Consider the following 17,520-nt stretch of genomic DNA (forward strand, 5'->3'; position numbering starts at 1 on the left):
CCGATTCCCCTGTCGGCACTGTCCGAACAGCACGATGCGTTGCGCTGTCCGGCGAGAATGCTCCCAGATGATCACAGTTCGATGACCTCAGGCGTCGGGGTGATATTGACATCGATCACCGCGTCACCCCGGGGCGAGGAACTCAGCCAGCCCTTGACCCGGGCGATCCGGACCGCTTCTTCCCGGCTGTGCACGCCGAGTTTTCGGTAGAGGTTGCGGCAGTGCGACTTGAGGGTGTTCTCGGAGACGAACAGCCCGGCCGCGATCTGAGCGTGCGTCAGGTCGGTCGTGAGCTGTTCCAGCACCACCAGCTCGCGCCGGGTCACGCCGACGGTGTCGTCGTCGGCCCCGGCGTCGTCGAGCCGGGAGGCCAGGGAGCGGCGCCAGTTCGAAGCGTCCGGAGCCCGGCGCAGCGTGGTCGAGATCAGCATGCGCAGCACGGCCGGGACGTCCAGGAAGACCCGCAGGTGCCCGTCCGGCTCGGCCGCCACCAGAGCCTCGTTGACCAGATCGTTCGCCGGGCCGCGACGACCCTCCGCGAGCGCCTGCGCGGCCTGGGACAGCATCCGGCGCAGGCGGTCTTCGGGACCGGCGTCGGCGGGGAACCGGGCCATCACGGCGGCGGTCTCGTGCTGGTCCTGGCGCTGGAGGGTGACGAACAGCAGGGCCGAGGTGATCGCGGGGACGCCGGGCGCGGCCTCCAGCCGGGACTGGGCGGCGGCCAGGTCGCCGTCGAGTTCGGCGAGCCGGGCGTGGGCCAGGGCCAGTCGTACGGCGAGCGCGGGCGGCAGCTGCTCGTCGCCGTCGGCGTGCAGGGCGGAGAGCACGTCCCGGGCCGCTGTGCGTTCGCCGAGATCAAGCAGCAGCCGGGCCCGCAGCACCCGATGGGCCTGGGTGGGGGGCGCTCCCCCGGCCGGGGTGACCACGAATTCGGCTCCGGTGCTGAGAGTTGCGGCGGACTCGTCGAGGCGGTCCAAGGCTCCCGCGGCATCGCCCCGGGAGCGCAGGACCTCGGCCTGGGCCAGCCCGGCCGTCGCGAGCAGCGGATGCCCGTCCAGGCCGGCCTGGGACGCGAGCCGGAACGCCCGGCCGGCCAGCCGGCCGGCGGCGGAGAGATCGCCCGCCCAGGCCGCGACCAGGGCGTCCACGCCGAGGCCGGCGAGCAGCACGTAACGGGGCAGCCGGTCGGAGCCGGTCTCCCAGGCGGACGCGAGGTGCCGGGTGGCTGCACCCTGGTCACCGGCGAACGCGGCGGTCCGGGCGGCCAGGACCTCGATCGTGGCGTTCAGGGCGCCGGCGTCACGGATACCAAAGATGTCCAGCGGAAAGGCATTCTCCGGATCCCAGGAATTGGTGGACCCCCCCAGGGCGCCGATCAGGCCGGTCACGGCCGGCCACCATTCCACCGGTGGGGCGGGGGCGAGCACCTCGGCCGCCAGCAGGTGGTCACCACAGATCGCGGCGGCGAAGGCGACGCACGCCCGGCCCTGGGCGTCCGAGGCCCACACCGGTTCGGGAAGGGCCTTGATGATCTCGTGCAGATGCGGCGTCTCCCAGCCCCGGAACCCCTGCACTGCGGCCCGTTCCAGTTCGGCCAGGACGTGCGGCCACGCCCCGGCCGCCCGGAAGAGGTCGACCGCCAGCGGCCCACGCGCCCGGGCGGAGGCTAGAACGCCTGCGCGATTCAGGTTTTCGGCGTCACCCGCACCCCGACGGGCCCGCATCCGCCGGGCCGCGGCGGCAACCAGAGGGTGATAAGCGTTGTCGGGCAGGATGTCCGACGCCGTGAAGGGCCAGCGGTCGGCCGTCAGCCCCCAGCGCCGGGCCTCGTCGAGCAGGCGGGCGGGGTTGGTGCCCGGCACGAGGGCCGCACACAGTTCCGGGTCGGGCACCTGTCCGGGCAGCAGACTGGTGGCGAGCACGAACTCCAGGAGCGGCCCGGGAATGCCTCGCAGCACCAGGTCGTCCACCACCCCTTCCTGCGCGACCGGATCGGCATCACCGGGGAGTACGGGACGGGCGCCGAGCGCGAGCACGCCGGCGGGCCACCCGGCGGTGAGGCGATGGATCCGGTCGGCCCGGGCGCTGTCGACATGAGCCCCGGTCAGCGTCGCCACCTGCGACTGCACGCGCTCGGCCGGCCACCACAGGTCTTCTCCCAGGACCCGCGCGACGCGCCCGGCGAGCCGCACCGCCAGACCGGACGGCAGCACGTCCCCCCGCCCCACCAGCACCAGGCGCAGCCCGGCCGCCATCGGGATCAGATCTTCCAGCTCGGCCGGGCTCAGCGCCTCGACGGCCTCCACCACCAGGAAACCGCCCGGGCCGTCCCGGTCGAGGTGACCACCGACCGCGCGAGTGACGACGTCCATCATCGGCGACGGAACCGCACCCGACAGCGCGACCCAGCTCCAGGCCGCCCCGGCCGTCTCCAACCAGCGCCGCACCAGCCGCGTACGGCCGGAACCGGGTGGGGCACCGACGACGAGCACGTCGCGACCGGAGTGCGTCTGCGGCAGGCGCAACACGGCATCCCGGAACCACCAGCTATCGTCCGCCCCACCAGGAACAATCCAACCGGCGGGTTCGTCGTGACGCCAGACCCTTGACCCCTGCTCCCCCACACCACAAAACGTAGCAGGATGACGACATAGAGTTATCGGACCTCAGGACGTGCCGGTGCCGCCCCGGTCCGGGAGGATGGCGGGTGCACCATCCGGGACCAGCCTGTGGAACGAGGAAACACTGATGGCGGAAGCTCTTTACAGCGCGACATCGACGGCCTGGGGAGGCCGCGAGGGACGGGCCGCGTCGTCCGACGGGCGCATAGACGTCCCCCTGTCGATGCCCGCCGGACTGGGTGGGGACGACGGTCCGGGCACCAATCCCGAGCAGCTCTTCGCCACCGGCTACGCGGCCTGCTTCCACAGCGCACTGAAGAGTGCCGCGCGGGCGGAGAAGGTCGACATCAGCGACTCCGCGGTGTCGGTGACGATCAGCCTGGTCGGCAGCCGGGAGACCGGTCTCGACCTGGCCGCCCGGATCGAGGCCCAGATCGGCGGGGTGGACACCGCGACCGCGCAGCACCTGCTGCAACTGGCCCACGGAAAGTGCCCGTACTCCCGCGCCACCCGGGGCAACATCAGCCAGGAAGTGCTGCTGCTGGGGTCCGAGAGCAACTGAGAAACCCTTTCCGTGATCATGCAAAACCTCCCCCGTGTTCTAGAACTCCGAAGGGGACAGTTCTAGAACTTCGGGGAGGTTTTGCATGATCACGAACGAAGTTTTTTATGTCCCCGGGAGCAGCCCGCGCCTCTCCAGCAGCGGCTCCGGACGGGGCGGGCGGCCCAGCACCTTTTCCAGCGCGGCCATCGGGTCGACCGCACCACCCCGCGAGAGCAGGTGGTCGCGGAACTTCGCCCCGGCCGCGCGGTCCAGGCCACCGTGCCCCAGGAACCACTCGACCGTGTCGGCGTCGAGCACCTCGCTCCAGAGGTAGGAGTAGTAGCCGGCACTGTAGTCACCGCCGAAGATGTGCTCGAAGTACGTGCTGCCGTAGCGCGGCGGGACGGTGGCGAGGTCGAGGCCGTGCGCGGCCAGCACCTGGCGCTCGAACGCGTTCACCTGCTCCGGCGTGATCACCGGGTCGCCGGCGCCGCGCTGGTGCCAGGCCTGGTCGAGCAGGGCGGCGGCGAGCATCTCGACCATCAGGAAGCCCTGCCCGTACGACTGGGCGGAGATCACCGCGTCCAGGGCGTTCGCGGGCAGGGGCTCCCCGGTCTCGTGGTGCCGGGCGTAGCTGCGCAGCAGTTCGGGCTGCCACGCCCACATCTCGTTGACCTGCGAGGGGAACTCGACGAAGTCGCGGGGCACCCGGGTGCCCGACAGGCGCGGATAGCGGACGTCCGACAGCAGTCCGTGCAGCACGTGCCCGAACTCGTGGAACGCGGTGCCCACCTCGTCCAGCGTGAGCAGCGTCGGGGAGCCGGCCGGGGGGCGGCCGAGGTTCAGATTGATGACGATCACGGGGGCGCGGTCGAGCAGGTGCGACTGGGTGGCGAACGAGTTCATCCAGGCCCCGCCGCGTTTCGCGTCGCGCGAGTACCAGTCGGTCAGCACCAGGCCGAGGCCCCGGCCGGACTCGTCGAACACCTCGTACACGTCGACGTCTTCGGCGTAGCCGGGCAGGTCCTCGCGGTGCGTGAACCGCAGGCCGTAAAGGCCGGTGGCGGCGGCGAAGATGCCCCGGTGCAGCACGGAATCCAGCTCGAAGTACGGCCTCAGGGCCGCCGAGTCACGCGAGAACCGTTCCTGGGCAATTAGCTCCGCGTAGTAGGACCAGTCCCAGGGCTCCAGGTCGCCCTCCACCCCGTCGGCGTGCAGGCGCTGCGTCAGCTCGGCCCGCTCCTGCTGCGCGTTCTCCACGGCCGGGCCGACCAGACCGGTGAGCAACTGCATCACCGAGTCGACGGTCTGCGCGGTCTGGTCGGCGGCGACGTACGCGGCGTGGCTCACGAACCCCAGCAGCGCCGCCCGCTCGGCGCGCAGGGCCACCGCGCGGGTCAGCGTGGGGCGGGTGTCGTAGGCGTTGTCGCGGCGGCCGCGGGAGGTCGAGGCCAGGTACAGGCTCTTGCGCACCTCGCGGTCGGTCAGGGTGGCCAGGGCCGGCTGGCCGCTGGGCAGGCGCAGGGTGAGCAGGTATCCGCCCAGCCCGCGGCCCTGGGCCGCGGCCTTCGCGGCGGCGATCGCGTCGGCGGGCAGTCCCTCCAGCCGGGCCTCGTCGTCGAGGTGCAGGGCCAGTTCGTTGGTGTCCGAGCGCAGGTCTTCGCGGAAGGTCGAGGCGAGCTGCGTGAGTTCCTGGTTGATCGCCCTCAGTCGTTCCTGGTCGGCGGACGACAGCGCCGCCCCGGCCCGCACCATGTCGTCGTACTGACGCCGCAGCAGACGCCGGGTCTCCTCGTCGGGAATCTCGTCGCGCTGCGCGTGCAGGGCGCTGATCCGCGCGAACAGGGCCGGGTCCATCACGATGCTGTCGCGGTGAGCGGCCAGCAACGGGTTCACCTCGGCCTCGATCTCGCGCAGGCCGTCGGTCATCGAGGAGCTGATCAGGTTGAAGAACACCGCCGACACCCGGGTCAGCAAAGCGCCGGAGGCCTCCAGCGGATCGAGCACGGTGGCGGGTGAGACGGGGCTCCCGTCGGCGGCGATCGCCTCCACCTCGCGCCGGTGCTCCTCCACCCCGGCGCGGAACGCGGGCAGGTAGTGTTCCTCCCGGACGGCGTCGAACGGTGGTAGCCCGTAAGGGAAATCACTGGGACGAGCGAAGGGGTTCGACGGGTCGAGGGAACTTTTCGGTGTCACGTGCGTTGCCTCTTTCGGAATTCCAGGAGAACGCCATCTTGCTGATCAGTGGGTCCGGAGGTACAAACATCTGATGACCCAGATCTCCGTGGGCCCAGACGCCCGGCCCGCCGGGGAGTCGAAATGGGCCGACCTCGCTGACGGCCGGGTGCACTACGTCGATCATGGCGGACCGGACGGCGCCCCGCTGGCGGTGCTCGTGCACGGTCTCGGCGGGTCGCACGCCAACTGGGCCGCCCTGGCGCCGCTCCTCACCGCTGACCTGCGGGTGGTGGCCGTCGACCTGGCCGGGTTCGGTCTCACCCCGGCCGGCCCGCGTCCTTCCAGCGTGTCGGGTAACGCCGATCTGCTGTACCGCTTCGCCACCGCACTGTCGCCCGACCCGGTGGTGCTGATCGGCAACTCGATGGGCGGCATGATCAGCGCGCTGCTGACCGCTGCCCACCCCGAGGCGGTGCGGGGTCTGGTGCTGCTCGATCCGGTGCTGCCCCTCACGGCCGCCCTGCCCGACCGGCTGGTCACCGCGAATGTGCTGCAGGGAGCGCTGCCGCTGCGGGTCCGGATGGCCCTGGCCGACCGGCGCGGCTCGATCCCGCGCGAGCGCGCGGCCATGCAGCTGGTCACATTGTGCTGCGACGATCCGGACCGGGTCACCGAAGACGTCATCGACGTGCACCTGGCCCTGGCCGAGCGGCGCGGCTTCGTGGAGGAGACGGCGCGCGACTTCGCGATGGCCGGGCGCTCCATGGTCTTCACCTTCGCCCGCTGGCGCACCTACGCGAAGCTCCTGCACGCCATCGAGCAGCCGGTGCTGCTGATCCACGGCACCCGTGACCGGCTCGTGCCCTTCCGGGTGGCGCGGGTGGCCGCGGCGGCGAACCCGCACTGGTCGTTCTTCCCCGCCACCAACATCGGGCACGTGCCGATGCTCGAGGCCCCGTCCTGGACGTCCGAGCGCATTCTGGAGTGGCTATCAACCCGTTGAGAACGCGTACCCGCTCCCCCAAGGGGGCGGGCACGCGTCCTCAATTCAGGGTTTTTCAGACGTGGACCGGCTCATTCACCGCGGCCGCGATCTCGTTCAGTACCCGCTCAGCATCCTCGTGGGCCACCTGACAGGTGCCCGCGGCGTGGTGACCGCCACCGCCGTACTTCAGCATCAGTGAGCCGATGTCGACCGGCGAGGTGCGGTCGAGGATCGACTTACCCACGGCGAAAACGGTGTTCTTGCCCTGCCGGCCGGTGATGATGTGCGCGGAGACGCGGCACTGCGGGAACAGGGCGTAGACCATGAACCGGTTGCCCGCATGGATGATCTCCTCGTCGCGCAGGTCGACAACGACCAGGTCACCGCGCACCGTGCAGACCCGCTGGAGCTGGGCCACGAAAAGCTCGGTCTGCTCGGCGAACAGCTTCACCCGCTCGGCCACGTCCGGCTCGGCCAGGATGTCCTGCACCGTCGCCTCGTTCAGCACACTGTCGATGAGCTGCATCATCAGCTGGTAGTTGGAGATCCGGAAGTCGCGGAACCGGCCCAGGCCGGTGCGGCTGTCCATCAGGAAGTTCAGCAGCGTCCAGTCCTTGGGCTCAAGGATGTCGTGGAGCGCGTAGTCGGCGGAGTCCGCCTGGTCGACGGCCCGCATCAGCTCGTCCGAGACCATCGGGAAGGCCGTCGCCCCGCCGAAGTGGTCGTAGACCACCCGGGCCGCCGAGGGCGCTTCCTCGCTGATGATGTGGTTGTCCGGGGTGCCGCCGATGCGCAGAGTCTCGCTGTGGTGGTGGTCGAACACCAGGTGCGCCTCGGGGGCGTACGGCAGGTTGGTCAGGATGTCGTTGCCGGTCACCTCGACCTCACCGTCCTGCACGTCCTTCGGGTGTACGAACGTGATCTCGTCGATCATGTCGAGCGCCCGCAGCAGCACCGCACAGACCAGGCCGTCGAAGTCGCTGCGCGTGACCAGCCGAAACTTACCTGCCGACATGTCGCTGTCCTCCCGGATTCGCTGAGGACCTGATCAGCCCTTCCAGGTGACTCGACCCCGGCGGGCGCCCGGCCAACCCCCCGATCGGGTGAGCCGGGCGTCCAGGTCAGGTCAGCTCCGGCGGGAGATCCGGTTCATCGCCTCGACGAAGGCCTCACCGCGGTGCCGGTAGTCGCGGAAGCGGCCGAAACTGGGCGCGGCCGGGGAGAGCAGGACGACACCGTTGGGACGCGCCCAGGCGTAGCCCTCCTCCACCGCCTCGTCCAGGTCGGCGGTCTCCTTCACAGTGACGTTGGGCCCGCAGCCGGTCTGGTTGAGCTCGGCGGCGATGCGGGGGCCGTTGTCCGGGGTGGTGAGCACCAGCACCTCGGTGTCACGGCCCCGCAGACCATCGGCCAGCGGCCGGTAGTCGATGCCCCGGTCCTGCCCACCGACGATCAGGGCGACCCGGCGGCCGTCGAACGCCTCCACCGCGGCCAGCGTCGGCAGCACGTTGGTGGACAGCCCGTCGTCGACGAAGCCCACCTGGTCGATCATGCCGACCTGCTGCAACCGGCTCTCCAGCCCGGCGAAACCGGTGGCGGCCCGGCGCAACGCGGCCTCGTCGTCCGCCGCCGGCACCCCGAGTTTCTGCAGAAGGACGCGGGCGATGGCGGCATTGCGGCGGTTGTGCACACCGAGCAGACCGAGCTCGTCGATCCACGACTGGGCGGCGTCTTCCGCCGTGACCCACTCGACCTGCGGACCGAGCAGACCGCTGCGCTCCCGGATCTCCGCACTGTCACCGTTCGCCACGGTCCACCGGGCCCCGGGACGACCGGCCAGGCTCAGCTTGTCGCGGTAGTAGGTCTCCAGGTCGTTCCCGTGCCAGGGCAGGTGGTCGGGGTTCAGCGAGGTCACCCCCACCACGTGCGGGACGGTGAGGATGTCGGTGGCCTGGTAGCTGGACACCTCGATCACCCAGAAGTCCTGGTCGGGACCGCCCACGGCCGGGTCGAGCGCCGGGTCGAAGGGCGGCACGCCGATGTTGCCGCCGACCAGGGTGCGGTAGCCCAGGCCCTTGAGCAGGTGACCGGTGATCGAGGCCGTGGTGCTCTTGCCCTTGGTGCCGGTGATCAGCACGACCTTCTCCGGGTCGGCGCCCTGGACCCACAGCCCGAGCCCGCCGACGACCTGCACACCCTGGTCGACCAGGCTGGTCACGTTCTCCGAGTACCGGCTGATACCCGGTGACTTGATGACGATCTCGCAGACGGCCAGCGCCTGCGCACCGCCCTCGGCCGTGCTGAGCACCTTGCGGCCCTCGATGTCACCGGCCGGCGGGTTGTCGTCGACCAGCAACGGCTCGATGCCCCGGGCCTGGCAGGCGCGCAGCGACGCCTCGCCCTCCCGGCCCAGGCCGTAGATGCCGATCCGGGCCCCGGCGAGGTCGTCCCAGGACAGCGCGTCACTCATGAGCGGTTCTGAGGATCTCGGGCTGGTAGCGCTCGGGCACGAAGTGCCGGCTGAGCGGTTTCAGCAGTTCTTCGGGGGCCGGGTCTTTGTAGCCCGCGGCGGCCGCGACCAGCGTCTGCAGGATCTGGTCGTCGGCGCGGTCGGGCCGGGCCGCGGCCAGACGGGCTGCCACCCGGCTCTCGCTGACGTCGCCCACGCACTCCCAGGGCTTGGAGTCGGGCACGAAACCCAGTAGACGGCGGAAGGTGTCGAGCAGCTCGGGCTTCTGCAGCGGCTCACCGGCCACGGCGAAGATCTTCTGCAGGTCTTCCTTGCTGACGAACGGCGCCAGCACCAGGTCGATGAACGCGCACTTGTCGCAGACACCGCACCAGTGGTCGAACCGCTTGGTCGTGTCGATCAGGAAAGCCTTGTTGCAGCTACGGAAATGGTCGAAGTACCGGGGCTGCTCGGCGAACCGCTCGGCGATCCAGACCTCGCTCAGCGCGCGCAGCAGGGAGAAGTACTGCAGGCCGTCGCCCAGCGCGTCGGACAGCACCTCGCGGAAGCCGGCCTCGAACGTCTCGCTCTTGGAGAACTGGTGGTTCACCGGGCGGCCCTTGTCGTACAGCGTGGCCGACGAGGCCGACCACTCGTTCGACAGCACGACCGCGTCGCGGCCCTCCAGCACCGCCGCGAGGACGGTGATCGCGGAGATGATGCCGGTGACCGGCACGTGGCCGTTCAGGAAACCGAGCTCGCGCGAGCGCAGCACGGTCGGGTCGATCGAGCGCTCGGCCCGCACCATCGGCCAGCCGGTGACCTTCGCCGGCTCCTCGATCGCGTCGAAACGGTCGCCGGGGCGGGTCACCACGAACAGCGCCGCGTCTTGCGTGTCCTCGACGAAAGGCCGGATCTGCTCGACGCTGACGATCGAGTCGACGCCACCACCGAACGGGACCAGCGGGCTGTTACGGCGGGGGGTGTAGTTGGCCGTGCTGGTTCGTTCGAGCGTGGGCCCCTCGAATCGCAGATCACTCAGGTCGATGCCGTTGCGATAGGCGAACTCGCCCAGGCCGTCCCGGTAGAAGCTGGTCAGGAAGGTGAGTTCGGTCTTGGTCAGCGCAATTTCGCCGAGGTCGACCACCGGCGGGGCGCCGGCCTTGTAGTACGAGACGCCGGTGAGCAGGAACAGGATGCGGGCGGCCTCGGTGACGGCCGGGCTCGTCCAGTCCCCGCCGCTGGGGAAGCTCACCACCTCGGCGAACTCGAGATCATCGAGCCGGTAACGGCAGACCACACGGTTCGCCTCGGGCTCGATGTCGAAGCCGGTGTAGGTGAAACGCTCGGCGCGCCGGGGCTCCTTGCGCTCGTCGGCGTTCGCCGCCGGGGATGTGCTCATCGGGGATCCTCTTCGGACTGGTCTTGAGGGGACAGCTGGACTAGCGCTGCGAAACGGCCGGTCGGGCCCTGCGATCGATGACTGAAGAACGGGGTGCCCGGGCCGGTGTCCAGGGCGGCGAGTTCGATCGCCTCTGGCCTCACACCGGCCTCGGTGAGCTGAATGATGTTGGCGCGCCACAGATCGAAGAGCCACTTGCCGGTGCCGTCGGGCCGGATCACCTCGTGCGCGCGGTCACCGAACCGCTGCCGGGCCTTCGCCTCGACATCCGCCCCGACCTGGTAGCGGTCGGGCGAGATGGAGGGGCCGATGCCCACGAGCAGGTCGGCCGGGTCGGAGCCGCCGGCCTGGAGCTCCTGGACCGTCGCCGTGCTGATGCCGGCGACGGTGCCGGGCCAGCCCGCGTGCACTGCGGCGGCCACCCGGCGCACCGGGTCGAACAGCACCAGGGGCACGCAGTCGGCCACCATGATCACCAGCACCGGGCCGGGCTCGGTGGTGATCATGGCGTCGGCTTCGATCACCTGGTCGCACGAGGTGACCGTGGCCACTTCGGCCCCGTGCACCTGCCTGGCGAACACCAGGTCGTCGGCAGTGGCACCGAAGGCCTTGGCGACGCGCTCGCGGTTGACCCGCACGGCCTCCGGGTCGTCGTCGACGTGCAGGCCGAGATTAAGCGATTCGTACCGCCCGGAACTCACGCCGCCGTTACGAGTGGTTACCGCCGCGTGCACACCGTGACCGTCGAAGATTGACCACTTCAGCAGGGGGACGTCCGTCGCGGTTCCGGCAATCATGATGCCGCCACTCTACTAACGATGCCGCGCCAGTTTCTGAGGACTGCGCAGCAAAGGGGCCCCTCAGGCCGGGGGATACACCAGGCCGATCTGGTCGCGCACCTCGTCCAGAATGCCCATGATCATGATCGTCTCGTCCAGCGGCATGACCGGACTCTCGGCCTGACCAGCCTGGATGCACCGGGTCGCCTCGGCCACCATGAACTTCATGCCCTTGGCCCGACCCTGGATCAGCTCGGGGCGGGGCTCGAACCGCTCGGTCGAACCATCAGCTTTCGTCAGGGTCACCGCACTGCCGGCGGTGTACCACTGCCGGTCCAGCTCGATGCGCCCCTGGGTACCCGCGATCCACGCCTTCATCGGGGTGGCGACCATCGCGCTGCACAGGATCGTGGCGTGCGCCCCGTTGCCGTACGTGAGCACGGCCGAGGTGGTGCCGTCGACCCCGGTGAAGGCCGGGCTGGCCGAGGCCCGCACGGTCTGGGGGGTGCCGAACACCATCGAGGCGAAGGAGAAGGGGTAGATGCCCAGGTCGAGCAGGGCCCCGCCGCCCAGCTCGAAGGAGAACAGCCGGTGGTCGGGATTCTGCTCGAACCGCATGCCCTGATCGACCCCGAGCGCCATCACCTCGCCGATCGCGCCGGCGGCCAGCAGCTCGCGCACGTGCGCCATGTGCGGCAGGAAGCGGGTCCACATCGCCTCCATGCAGAACACCCCGGCCTTGCGCGCGGCCTCGGCCACGGTGCGGGCCTCCACGGCGTTCATCGTGAAAGGCTTCTCCACCAGCACGTGCTTGCCCGCACCGATCGCCAGCAGGGCGTGCTCGGCGTGGAACGGATGCGGACTGGCCACGTAGACCGCGTCCACCTCCGGGTCGGACACCAGGCCCTCGTAGCTGTCGTGGCTGGTCGGCACGTTCCAGGTGGAGGCGAACTCAACGGCCCGTTCCGCCGTGCGCGACCCCACCGCCGCGACGACCGCCTCGTCCAGGAACGCCGTATCAGCCGCGAACCTCGAGGCGATTCCCCCGGTACCGATGATCCCCCAGCGAAGCACTTCGGTCATGGTCATTCACCATAGAGGTAACACCGGAGGATGTTGGGCCGGGGCGACGGGATCACTCGGTCAGCACGACGCGGCATCTGTGCGGCCACCGACTCCCGGCCGGTCTGGTGGCCGGCAGCCCGCCAGATCTCGTCGGTCCCCCGGGGGAAGTCCTTCGCCGTTTCCTTGAGGAACTTCCGGTCCGGGACCCCACTCAGCGCCTCGTCCACCGCAGCCATCCGGCGTCGTCCAGGCTTCCCACCCGGCGCAGGGCATAACTCAGGATCGCGGGAAAGCTGTCGGCGTGCAGATGCCGGAAGGCGTCGTCCTCCGAGGTCCCCACCCGACAGACCTGTCCGGCCGCCGTCGGGATGTGACGGCGGCCGGACAGGGATCTCTCAGCTGGTGACTCAGACGCTGAACGCCCAGTCGGTCACGGTCAGGTACTGCTCACCGGGACGCAGCACGATCGAGGGGAAGTCCTCGTGGTTCGGGGCGTCGGGGAAGTTCTGGGTCTCCAGGCAGACGCCCGCCGAGGCGCCGTAGACCACACCGCCCTTGCCGGTGTCCGAGCCGTCGAGCTTGCTGCCGGTGTAGACCTGGATCGCGGGCTCGCTGGTGGTGACGGTCAGGGTGCGGCCGCTGGCCTCGTGCCTGAGCTGGGCCGCGAAGTGCTGGGTGGGCAGGTCGTCGGGGCTCTGCGCGGCAGTGTGGCCGTGGCCATGACCGTGACCGGCCTCGGTCTCTTCCTGCTCGTCCAGCACCAGGTTGTGGTCGAGGCTGAGGAAGTCGAGGGGCTGGGCCGTGCGCAGGTCCATCGGCGTGCCGACCACGTGGGCGATCTCGCCGGAGGGCAGCAGGGCCGGGTCGACCGGGGTGTAGTGACCGGAGGCCACCTGCAGGGTCTGGCCGTCGATGCTCGGCGTACCGGTCACCCCGCCCAGGTTGAAGTAGGCGTGCTGGGTCAGGTTGATCAGGGTCGGGGCGCTCGTCGTGGCGTCGTAGCGGATGCGGAACGTGCCTCCGGGCAGCAGCAGGTAGTCGACCGTCACGGTCAGCTCGCCCGGGTAGCCCTGGTCACCGTCCGGGCTGGTCAGACTCAGCCGCAGGCCGCCCTCGATCGGGCTCGCGGCCCAGATCCGCCGGTTGAAGCCGTCCACGCCGCCGTGCAGCGAGTTCGGGGCCTCGTTCGCGGTGATCTTGTACTCGGTGCCGTCCAGCGTGAACGCCGAGTTGGTCAGGCGGTTGGCCACGCGGCCGATCAGCGCACTGATGTAGGCCTTCGTGCCCTCGTAGCCGGCGATGTCGTCGAAGCCGAGCACCACGTCCACCCGCTCCTGCCCGTCCGGACCGGCGGGAACCTCGAGCTTCTGGATGTTGCCGCCGTAGGTCAGCACGCTCACCCGCAGGGTGCCGTCGTCCAGCGTCCACCGCTCCACGGGCTCCCCGGCGGAGGTGACCCCGAAGGCGGACCGTTCGTACACGATCCCGCCGGAGGCGTCGGAGTTGTCAGGGGTACCCGCGGAGATGTCAGTTGAGGTCACGGGGCAACTCTAGACAGCGGACGAAAGCGAGCAGCACAGGCTTCGCGCGTGATCATGCCGACCTTCCCCGGGGAAGGTCGGCATGATCACGAACAGAGTTATTCGATCGCGTCGACCGGCTGGGCGAACTGCGCCGCGTAGAGCCTCGCGTAGGCGCCCTGCTGCTCCAGCAGCGTCTCGTGGTTGCCCTGCTCGACGATGCTGCCCGACTCCATCACCAGGATCACGTCGGCGTCGCGAATGGTCGAGAGGCGGTGCGCGATCACGAAACTCGTGCGCCCCCGGCGCAGCGAGCCCATCGCCTGCTGGATGAGCACCTCGGTGCGGGTGTCCACCGAACTGGTGGCCTCGTCCAGAATCAGGATCTGGGGCCGGGCCAGGAACGCCCGGGCGATCGTGATCAGCTGCCGCTCACCGGCACTCACGTCGGAGCCCTCGTCGTCGAGCACCGTGTCGTAGCCGGCCGGCAGTGTGCGCACGAACGTGTCCACGTGAGTGGCCTGCGCCGCCGCGACGATCTCGTCGTGCGTGGCCTCGTCGGCCCCGTAGGCGATGTTGTCGGCGATGGTGCCCCCGAACAACCAGGCGTCCTGCAGCACCATGCCAAACTGTTCGCGCAGGTCGTCGCGGGTCATCCGGGCCGTGTCGACACCGTCCAGGCGGATGTGCCCGCTGTTCAGCTCGTAGAACCGCATGAGCAGGTTCACCAGGGTGGTCTTGCCGGCGCCGGTGGGGCCGACGATGGCGACCGTCTGCCCCGGCTCGACCCGCAGCGAGAGCCCCTCGATCAGCGGCCGGTCGTCCACGTAGCGAAACGAGACGTTGTCGAACTCGACCAGTCCGCTCACCTTTTCGGGGTGATCGGCCGGGACCGGGTCGGGGTCCTGCTCCTGGGCGTCGAGCAGCGCGAAGATCCGCTCGGCCGAGGCGATCGCCGACTGCAGCAGGTTGGCCATGCTCGCCACCTGGGCCAGCGGCTGACTGAACTGCCGGCTGTAGGTGATGAACGCCGTCACCTCACCGATCGACAGGTGACCGTTGGCCACCCGGATGCCCCCGACCACGGCGACCAGCACGTAGTTGATGTTGCTGATGAACATCATCGAGGGCTGGATCAGGCCGGAGATGAACTGCGAGCGGAAGGTGGCCTGGAACAGCGCCTCGTTGTGCTCGTCGAAGGTGCGGCGGGCCTCGTCCTGACGACCGAACACGCTGACCAGGGCGTGCCCGGTGTACATCTCCTCGATGTGGCCGTTGAGCCGGCCGGTAGTGCCCCACTGTTTCACGAACTGCGGCTGGGCCTGCTTGCCGATCAGGCCGGTGACCAGCACCGACACCGGCACGGTGACCAGCGCGATGAGGGCCAGCAGCGGGGAGATCCAGAACATCATCGCCAGCACACCGATGATCGTCAGCAGGGAGGTGACGATCTGGCTGAAGGTCTGCTGGATCGACTGCTGAAGGTTGTCGATGTCGTTGGTGACGCGGCTCAGCACCTCACCGCGCGGCTGCTGGTCGAAGTAGCTGAGCGGCAGCCGGGCCAGCTTGGACTGGGTGTCGGCCCGCAGCGCGAAGATCACCTTCTGCACCATCGCCGCGACGAACCGGCCCTGCGCCAGGCTGAGCACGAACGCGGCCAGATACACCGCGAGCACCTGCATCACCAGGTCGCCGACGCGGCCGAAGTCGATGCCGGTCGCCGGAGGAAGGACGCCGTCGACGATCGCGTCGGTGGCGTCGCCGAGCAGCTTCGGCCCGATCACGCTGCACGTCACCGAGCCGATGCCGAGCAGCATCGCGCCGATCAGCAGGTGCTTCTGCGGGGCCAGCCGGCCCAGCAGACGCCGGGCGGAACCGGTGAAGTCGAGCGCCTTCTCGGTGGAGGCACCGGCCATGAACGCACCCGGACCACCACCCGGCCGGGGACCGGTCGGGCCGGGACCGCGGGCCGGAGCCTTCTCCTGGACCCCCGCCGGACTCTCTTCCTGGATCTCGGAGCTCACGCCACCGCCTCCTTCTCGGTCAGCTGCGAGAGCACGATCTCTCGGTAGGTCTCGTTGCGCGCCATCAGGTCACGGTGCTTACCGGTGCCCACCACGCGCCCCGCGTCGAGCACGATGATCTGGTCGGCGCCCCGGATGGTGCTGACCCGCTGGGCCACGATCACCACGGTGGCCTGACGGGTCTCGGCCTGAAGAGCTGCCCGCAGGGCCGCGTCGGTGGCGTAGTCGAGCGCCGAGAACGAGTCGTCGAACAGGTAGATCTCCGGCCGCCGCACCAGCGCCCGGGCGATCGAAAGACGTTGCCGCTGACCGCCGGACACGTTCGTACCGCCCTGCGCAATGGGCGTGTCGAGTCCTTCGGGCATCTTGCTGACGAAGTCCTTGGCCTGGGCGATCTCCAGCGCGTGCCAGAGCTCCTCGTCGGTGGCCTCGGGCCGGCCGTAGCGCAGGTTCGTGGCCACCGTGCCGGTGAACAGGTACGGCTTCTGCGGCACCAGGGCCACGGCCTCGGACAGCCGCTTCGGGTCGAGGTCACGCACGCTCACACCGTCGACCAGCACCTCACCCTCGGTCGTGTCGAACAACCGCGGCACCAGGTTCAGCAGCGTGGTCTTGCCGCTGCCGGTGCTGCCGATGATCGCCGTGGTCTGACCCGGCAGCGCGCTCAGGTTCAGCTGCTCCACCACCGAACGCTCGGCGCCGGGGTAGCGGAAGGCCACGTCACGCAGTTCCAGACGCCCGTGCAGCAGGCCGGTCTCACGCGGCTGCGCCGGCGGCACCACGCTGGTCTCGGTGTCGAGCACCTCCTCGATGCGCTCGGCGGAGACCTCGGCGCGCGGCACCATCATGAACATGAAGGTCGCCATCATCACCGACATCAGGATCTGCATCAGGTAGCTGAGGAACGCGGTGAGTTCCCCGACCTCCAGCTGACCGGCGTCGATGCGGTGACCGCCCCACCAGAGCACGGCCACGCTGGAGAGGTTCAGCACCAGCATCACGGTGGGGAACATCAGGGCCAGCAGCCGGCCGATCGACAGTGAGACGTCGTACAGATCGGTGCTGGCCCGCTCGAAGCGCAGACGCTCGCGGTCGTCCCGCACGAAGGCCCGGATCACCCGGATCCCCGCGATCTGCTCGCGCAGCACCTGGTTGATGCGGTCCAGCCGTTGCTGGGTGAGCCGGAACAGCGGCCGCATGCGGGCGATGATCAGGCCGACCAGGACACCGAGCACCGGCACGGCGACCGCGACGATGCCGGACAACGGCACGTCGAGGCGCACCGCCAGGATGATGCCACCGATACACATGATCGGCGCCGACACCATGAAGGTCAGCGTCATCAGGACCAGCATCTGGACCTGCTGCACGTCGTTCGTGGTGCGCGTGATGAGTGTCGGGGTGCCGAAGTGCCCGACCTCGCGGGTCGAGAACGACTGCACGCGATGGAAGAGAGCGGCCCGCACGTCACGCCCGAGGGACGCGGCGGTGCGGGCACCGAAGTAGACCGCCACCGCGAGTGCGGCGATCTGGATCAGGCTGATGCCGAGCATCAGGGCGCCGACCCGCAGGATGTAGTGAGTGTCGCCCGCGATCACGCCTTGATCGATGATGTCGGCATTGAGCGTGGGGAGATAAAGGGTGGCTACGGTCTGCACCAGCTGGAACAGAACCACCCAGCCGATGGCAGGGGCATAGGGGCGCAGACGTGCGCGAAGTAATTTGACGAGCACGCGGACACATTACTGCCCGAGGATCTTCGCAGCACCATAATTAAATCGTCAATAGCTACAAGCAGATTCGCCCCGGCGGCGAGATACTGCCCGATTGAGGACGATGTGGCACCACGGTGCCCATGGACCCCTTGGTGAGTGGCCATCCCTAACCCGAGTGGTCACCCCCCAACGTGAGTGGTCACCCCCCAACGTGAGTGGTCACCCCCCAAGGTGAGTG

The 17,520-nt window shown here is 69.5% G+C and carries 13 protein-coding genes; 2 read left to right on the forward strand and 11 right to left on the reverse strand.

What is annotated here, in order from left to right; all coding sequences use genetic code 11:
• Window positions 1-71 precede the first annotated feature (71 nt).
• Window positions 72-2,525, reverse strand: a complete 2,454-nt coding sequence (locus LR393_RS08965) for a LuxR C-terminal-related transcriptional regulator (RefSeq protein WP_231483105.1) — start codon at window positions 2,523-2,525, stop codon at window positions 72-74.
• Between the two features lie 223 nt (window positions 2,526-2,748).
• On the opposite strand from LR393_RS08965, the gene LR393_RS08970 reads away from it, so the two are divergent.
• Window positions 2,749-3,183: an organic hydroperoxide resistance protein gene (locus tag LR393_RS08970; protein WP_231483106.1), complete on the forward strand. Its 435-nt coding sequence runs from the start codon at window positions 2,749-2,751 to the stop codon at window positions 3,181-3,183.
• Window positions 3,184-3,288: 105 nt separating this feature from the next.
• On the opposite strand, the gene LR393_RS08975 is transcribed toward LR393_RS08970, so the two are convergent.
• Window positions 3,289-5,361, reverse strand: a complete 2,073-nt coding sequence (locus LR393_RS08975) for a M3 family metallopeptidase (protein ID WP_231483107.1) — start codon at window positions 5,359-5,361, stop codon at window positions 3,289-3,291.
• A 73-nt stretch (window positions 5,362-5,434) separates the two neighbouring features.
• On the opposite strand from LR393_RS08975, the gene LR393_RS08980 reads away from it, so the two are divergent.
• Complete coding sequence (locus LR393_RS08980; protein ID WP_231483108.1) at window positions 5,435-6,346, forward strand: alpha/beta fold hydrolase; 912 nt, start codon at window positions 5,435-5,437, stop codon at window positions 6,344-6,346.
• Window positions 6,347-6,401: 55 nt separating this feature from the next.
• Here LR393_RS08980 and LR393_RS08985 read toward each other — a convergent pair whose 3' ends face one another.
• The 9 genes from LR393_RS08985 to LR393_RS09020 all read right to left on the reverse strand — a co-directional run bounded on the left by LR393_RS08985 (window position 6,402) and on the right by LR393_RS09020 (window position 17,300).
• A complete protein-coding gene (locus LR393_RS08985) occupies window positions 6,402-7,343 on the reverse strand; it encodes an exopolyphosphatase (protein ID WP_231483109.1) in 942 nt (313 codons plus the stop codon).
• Window positions 7,344-7,454: 111 nt separating this feature from the next.
• Entirely contained in the window at window positions 7,455-8,798 is a 1,344-nt protein-coding gene (gene murD, locus LR393_RS08990) for a UDP-N-acetylmuramoyl-L-alanine--D-glutamate ligase (RefSeq protein WP_231483110.1), read from the reverse strand.
• Window positions 8,791-10,179: a hypothetical protein gene (locus LR393_RS08995; protein WP_231483111.1), complete on the reverse strand. Its 1,389-nt coding sequence runs from the start codon at window positions 10,177-10,179 to the stop codon at window positions 8,791-8,793. Before LR393_RS08995 ends, murD begins: the two co-directional genes overlap by 8 nt.
• The gene (gene pgeF, locus LR393_RS09000) at window positions 10,176-10,976 is read right to left on the reverse strand and encodes a peptidoglycan editing factor PgeF (protein ID WP_231483112.1); all 801 of its coding nucleotides are present in this window, start codon (window positions 10,974-10,976) and stop codon (window positions 10,176-10,178) included. Before pgeF ends, LR393_RS08995 begins: the two co-directional genes overlap by 4 nt.
• A gap of 63 nt (window positions 10,977-11,039) precedes the next feature.
• The gene (locus tag LR393_RS09005; protein ID WP_231483113.1) at window positions 11,040-12,041 is read right to left on the reverse strand and encodes a Gfo/Idh/MocA family protein; all 1,002 of its coding nucleotides are present in this window, start codon (window positions 12,039-12,041) and stop codon (window positions 11,040-11,042) included.
• Between the two features lie 193 nt (window positions 12,042-12,234).
• Window positions 12,235-12,363, reverse strand: a complete 129-nt coding sequence (locus LR393_RS35105) for a hypothetical protein (RefSeq protein ID WP_269326916.1) — start codon at window positions 12,361-12,363, stop codon at window positions 12,235-12,237.
• A 67-nt stretch (window positions 12,364-12,430) separates the two neighbouring features.
• The gene (locus tag LR393_RS09010) at window positions 12,431-13,564 is read right to left on the reverse strand and encodes an aldose epimerase family protein (RefSeq protein ID WP_231483114.1); all 1,134 of its coding nucleotides are present in this window, start codon (window positions 13,562-13,564) and stop codon (window positions 12,431-12,433) included.
• A gap of 98 nt (window positions 13,565-13,662) precedes the next feature.
• A complete protein-coding gene (locus tag LR393_RS09015; protein WP_231483302.1) occupies window positions 13,663-15,459 on the reverse strand; it encodes an ABC transporter ATP-binding protein in 1,797 nt (598 codons plus the stop codon).
• Between the two features lie 104 nt (window positions 15,460-15,563).
• Window positions 15,564-17,300, reverse strand: coding sequence for an ABC transporter ATP-binding protein (locus LR393_RS09020; RefSeq protein WP_345718670.1), 1,737 nt, complete (start codon window positions 17,298-17,300; stop codon window positions 15,564-15,566).
• Window positions 17,301-17,520 lie beyond the last annotated feature (220 nt).

It is taken from the genome of Kineosporia mesophila, from assembly GCF_021129235.1.
GTDB classification, from domain to species: Bacteria; Actinomycetota; Actinomycetes; order Actinomycetales; family Kineosporiaceae; genus Kineosporia; species Kineosporia mesophila.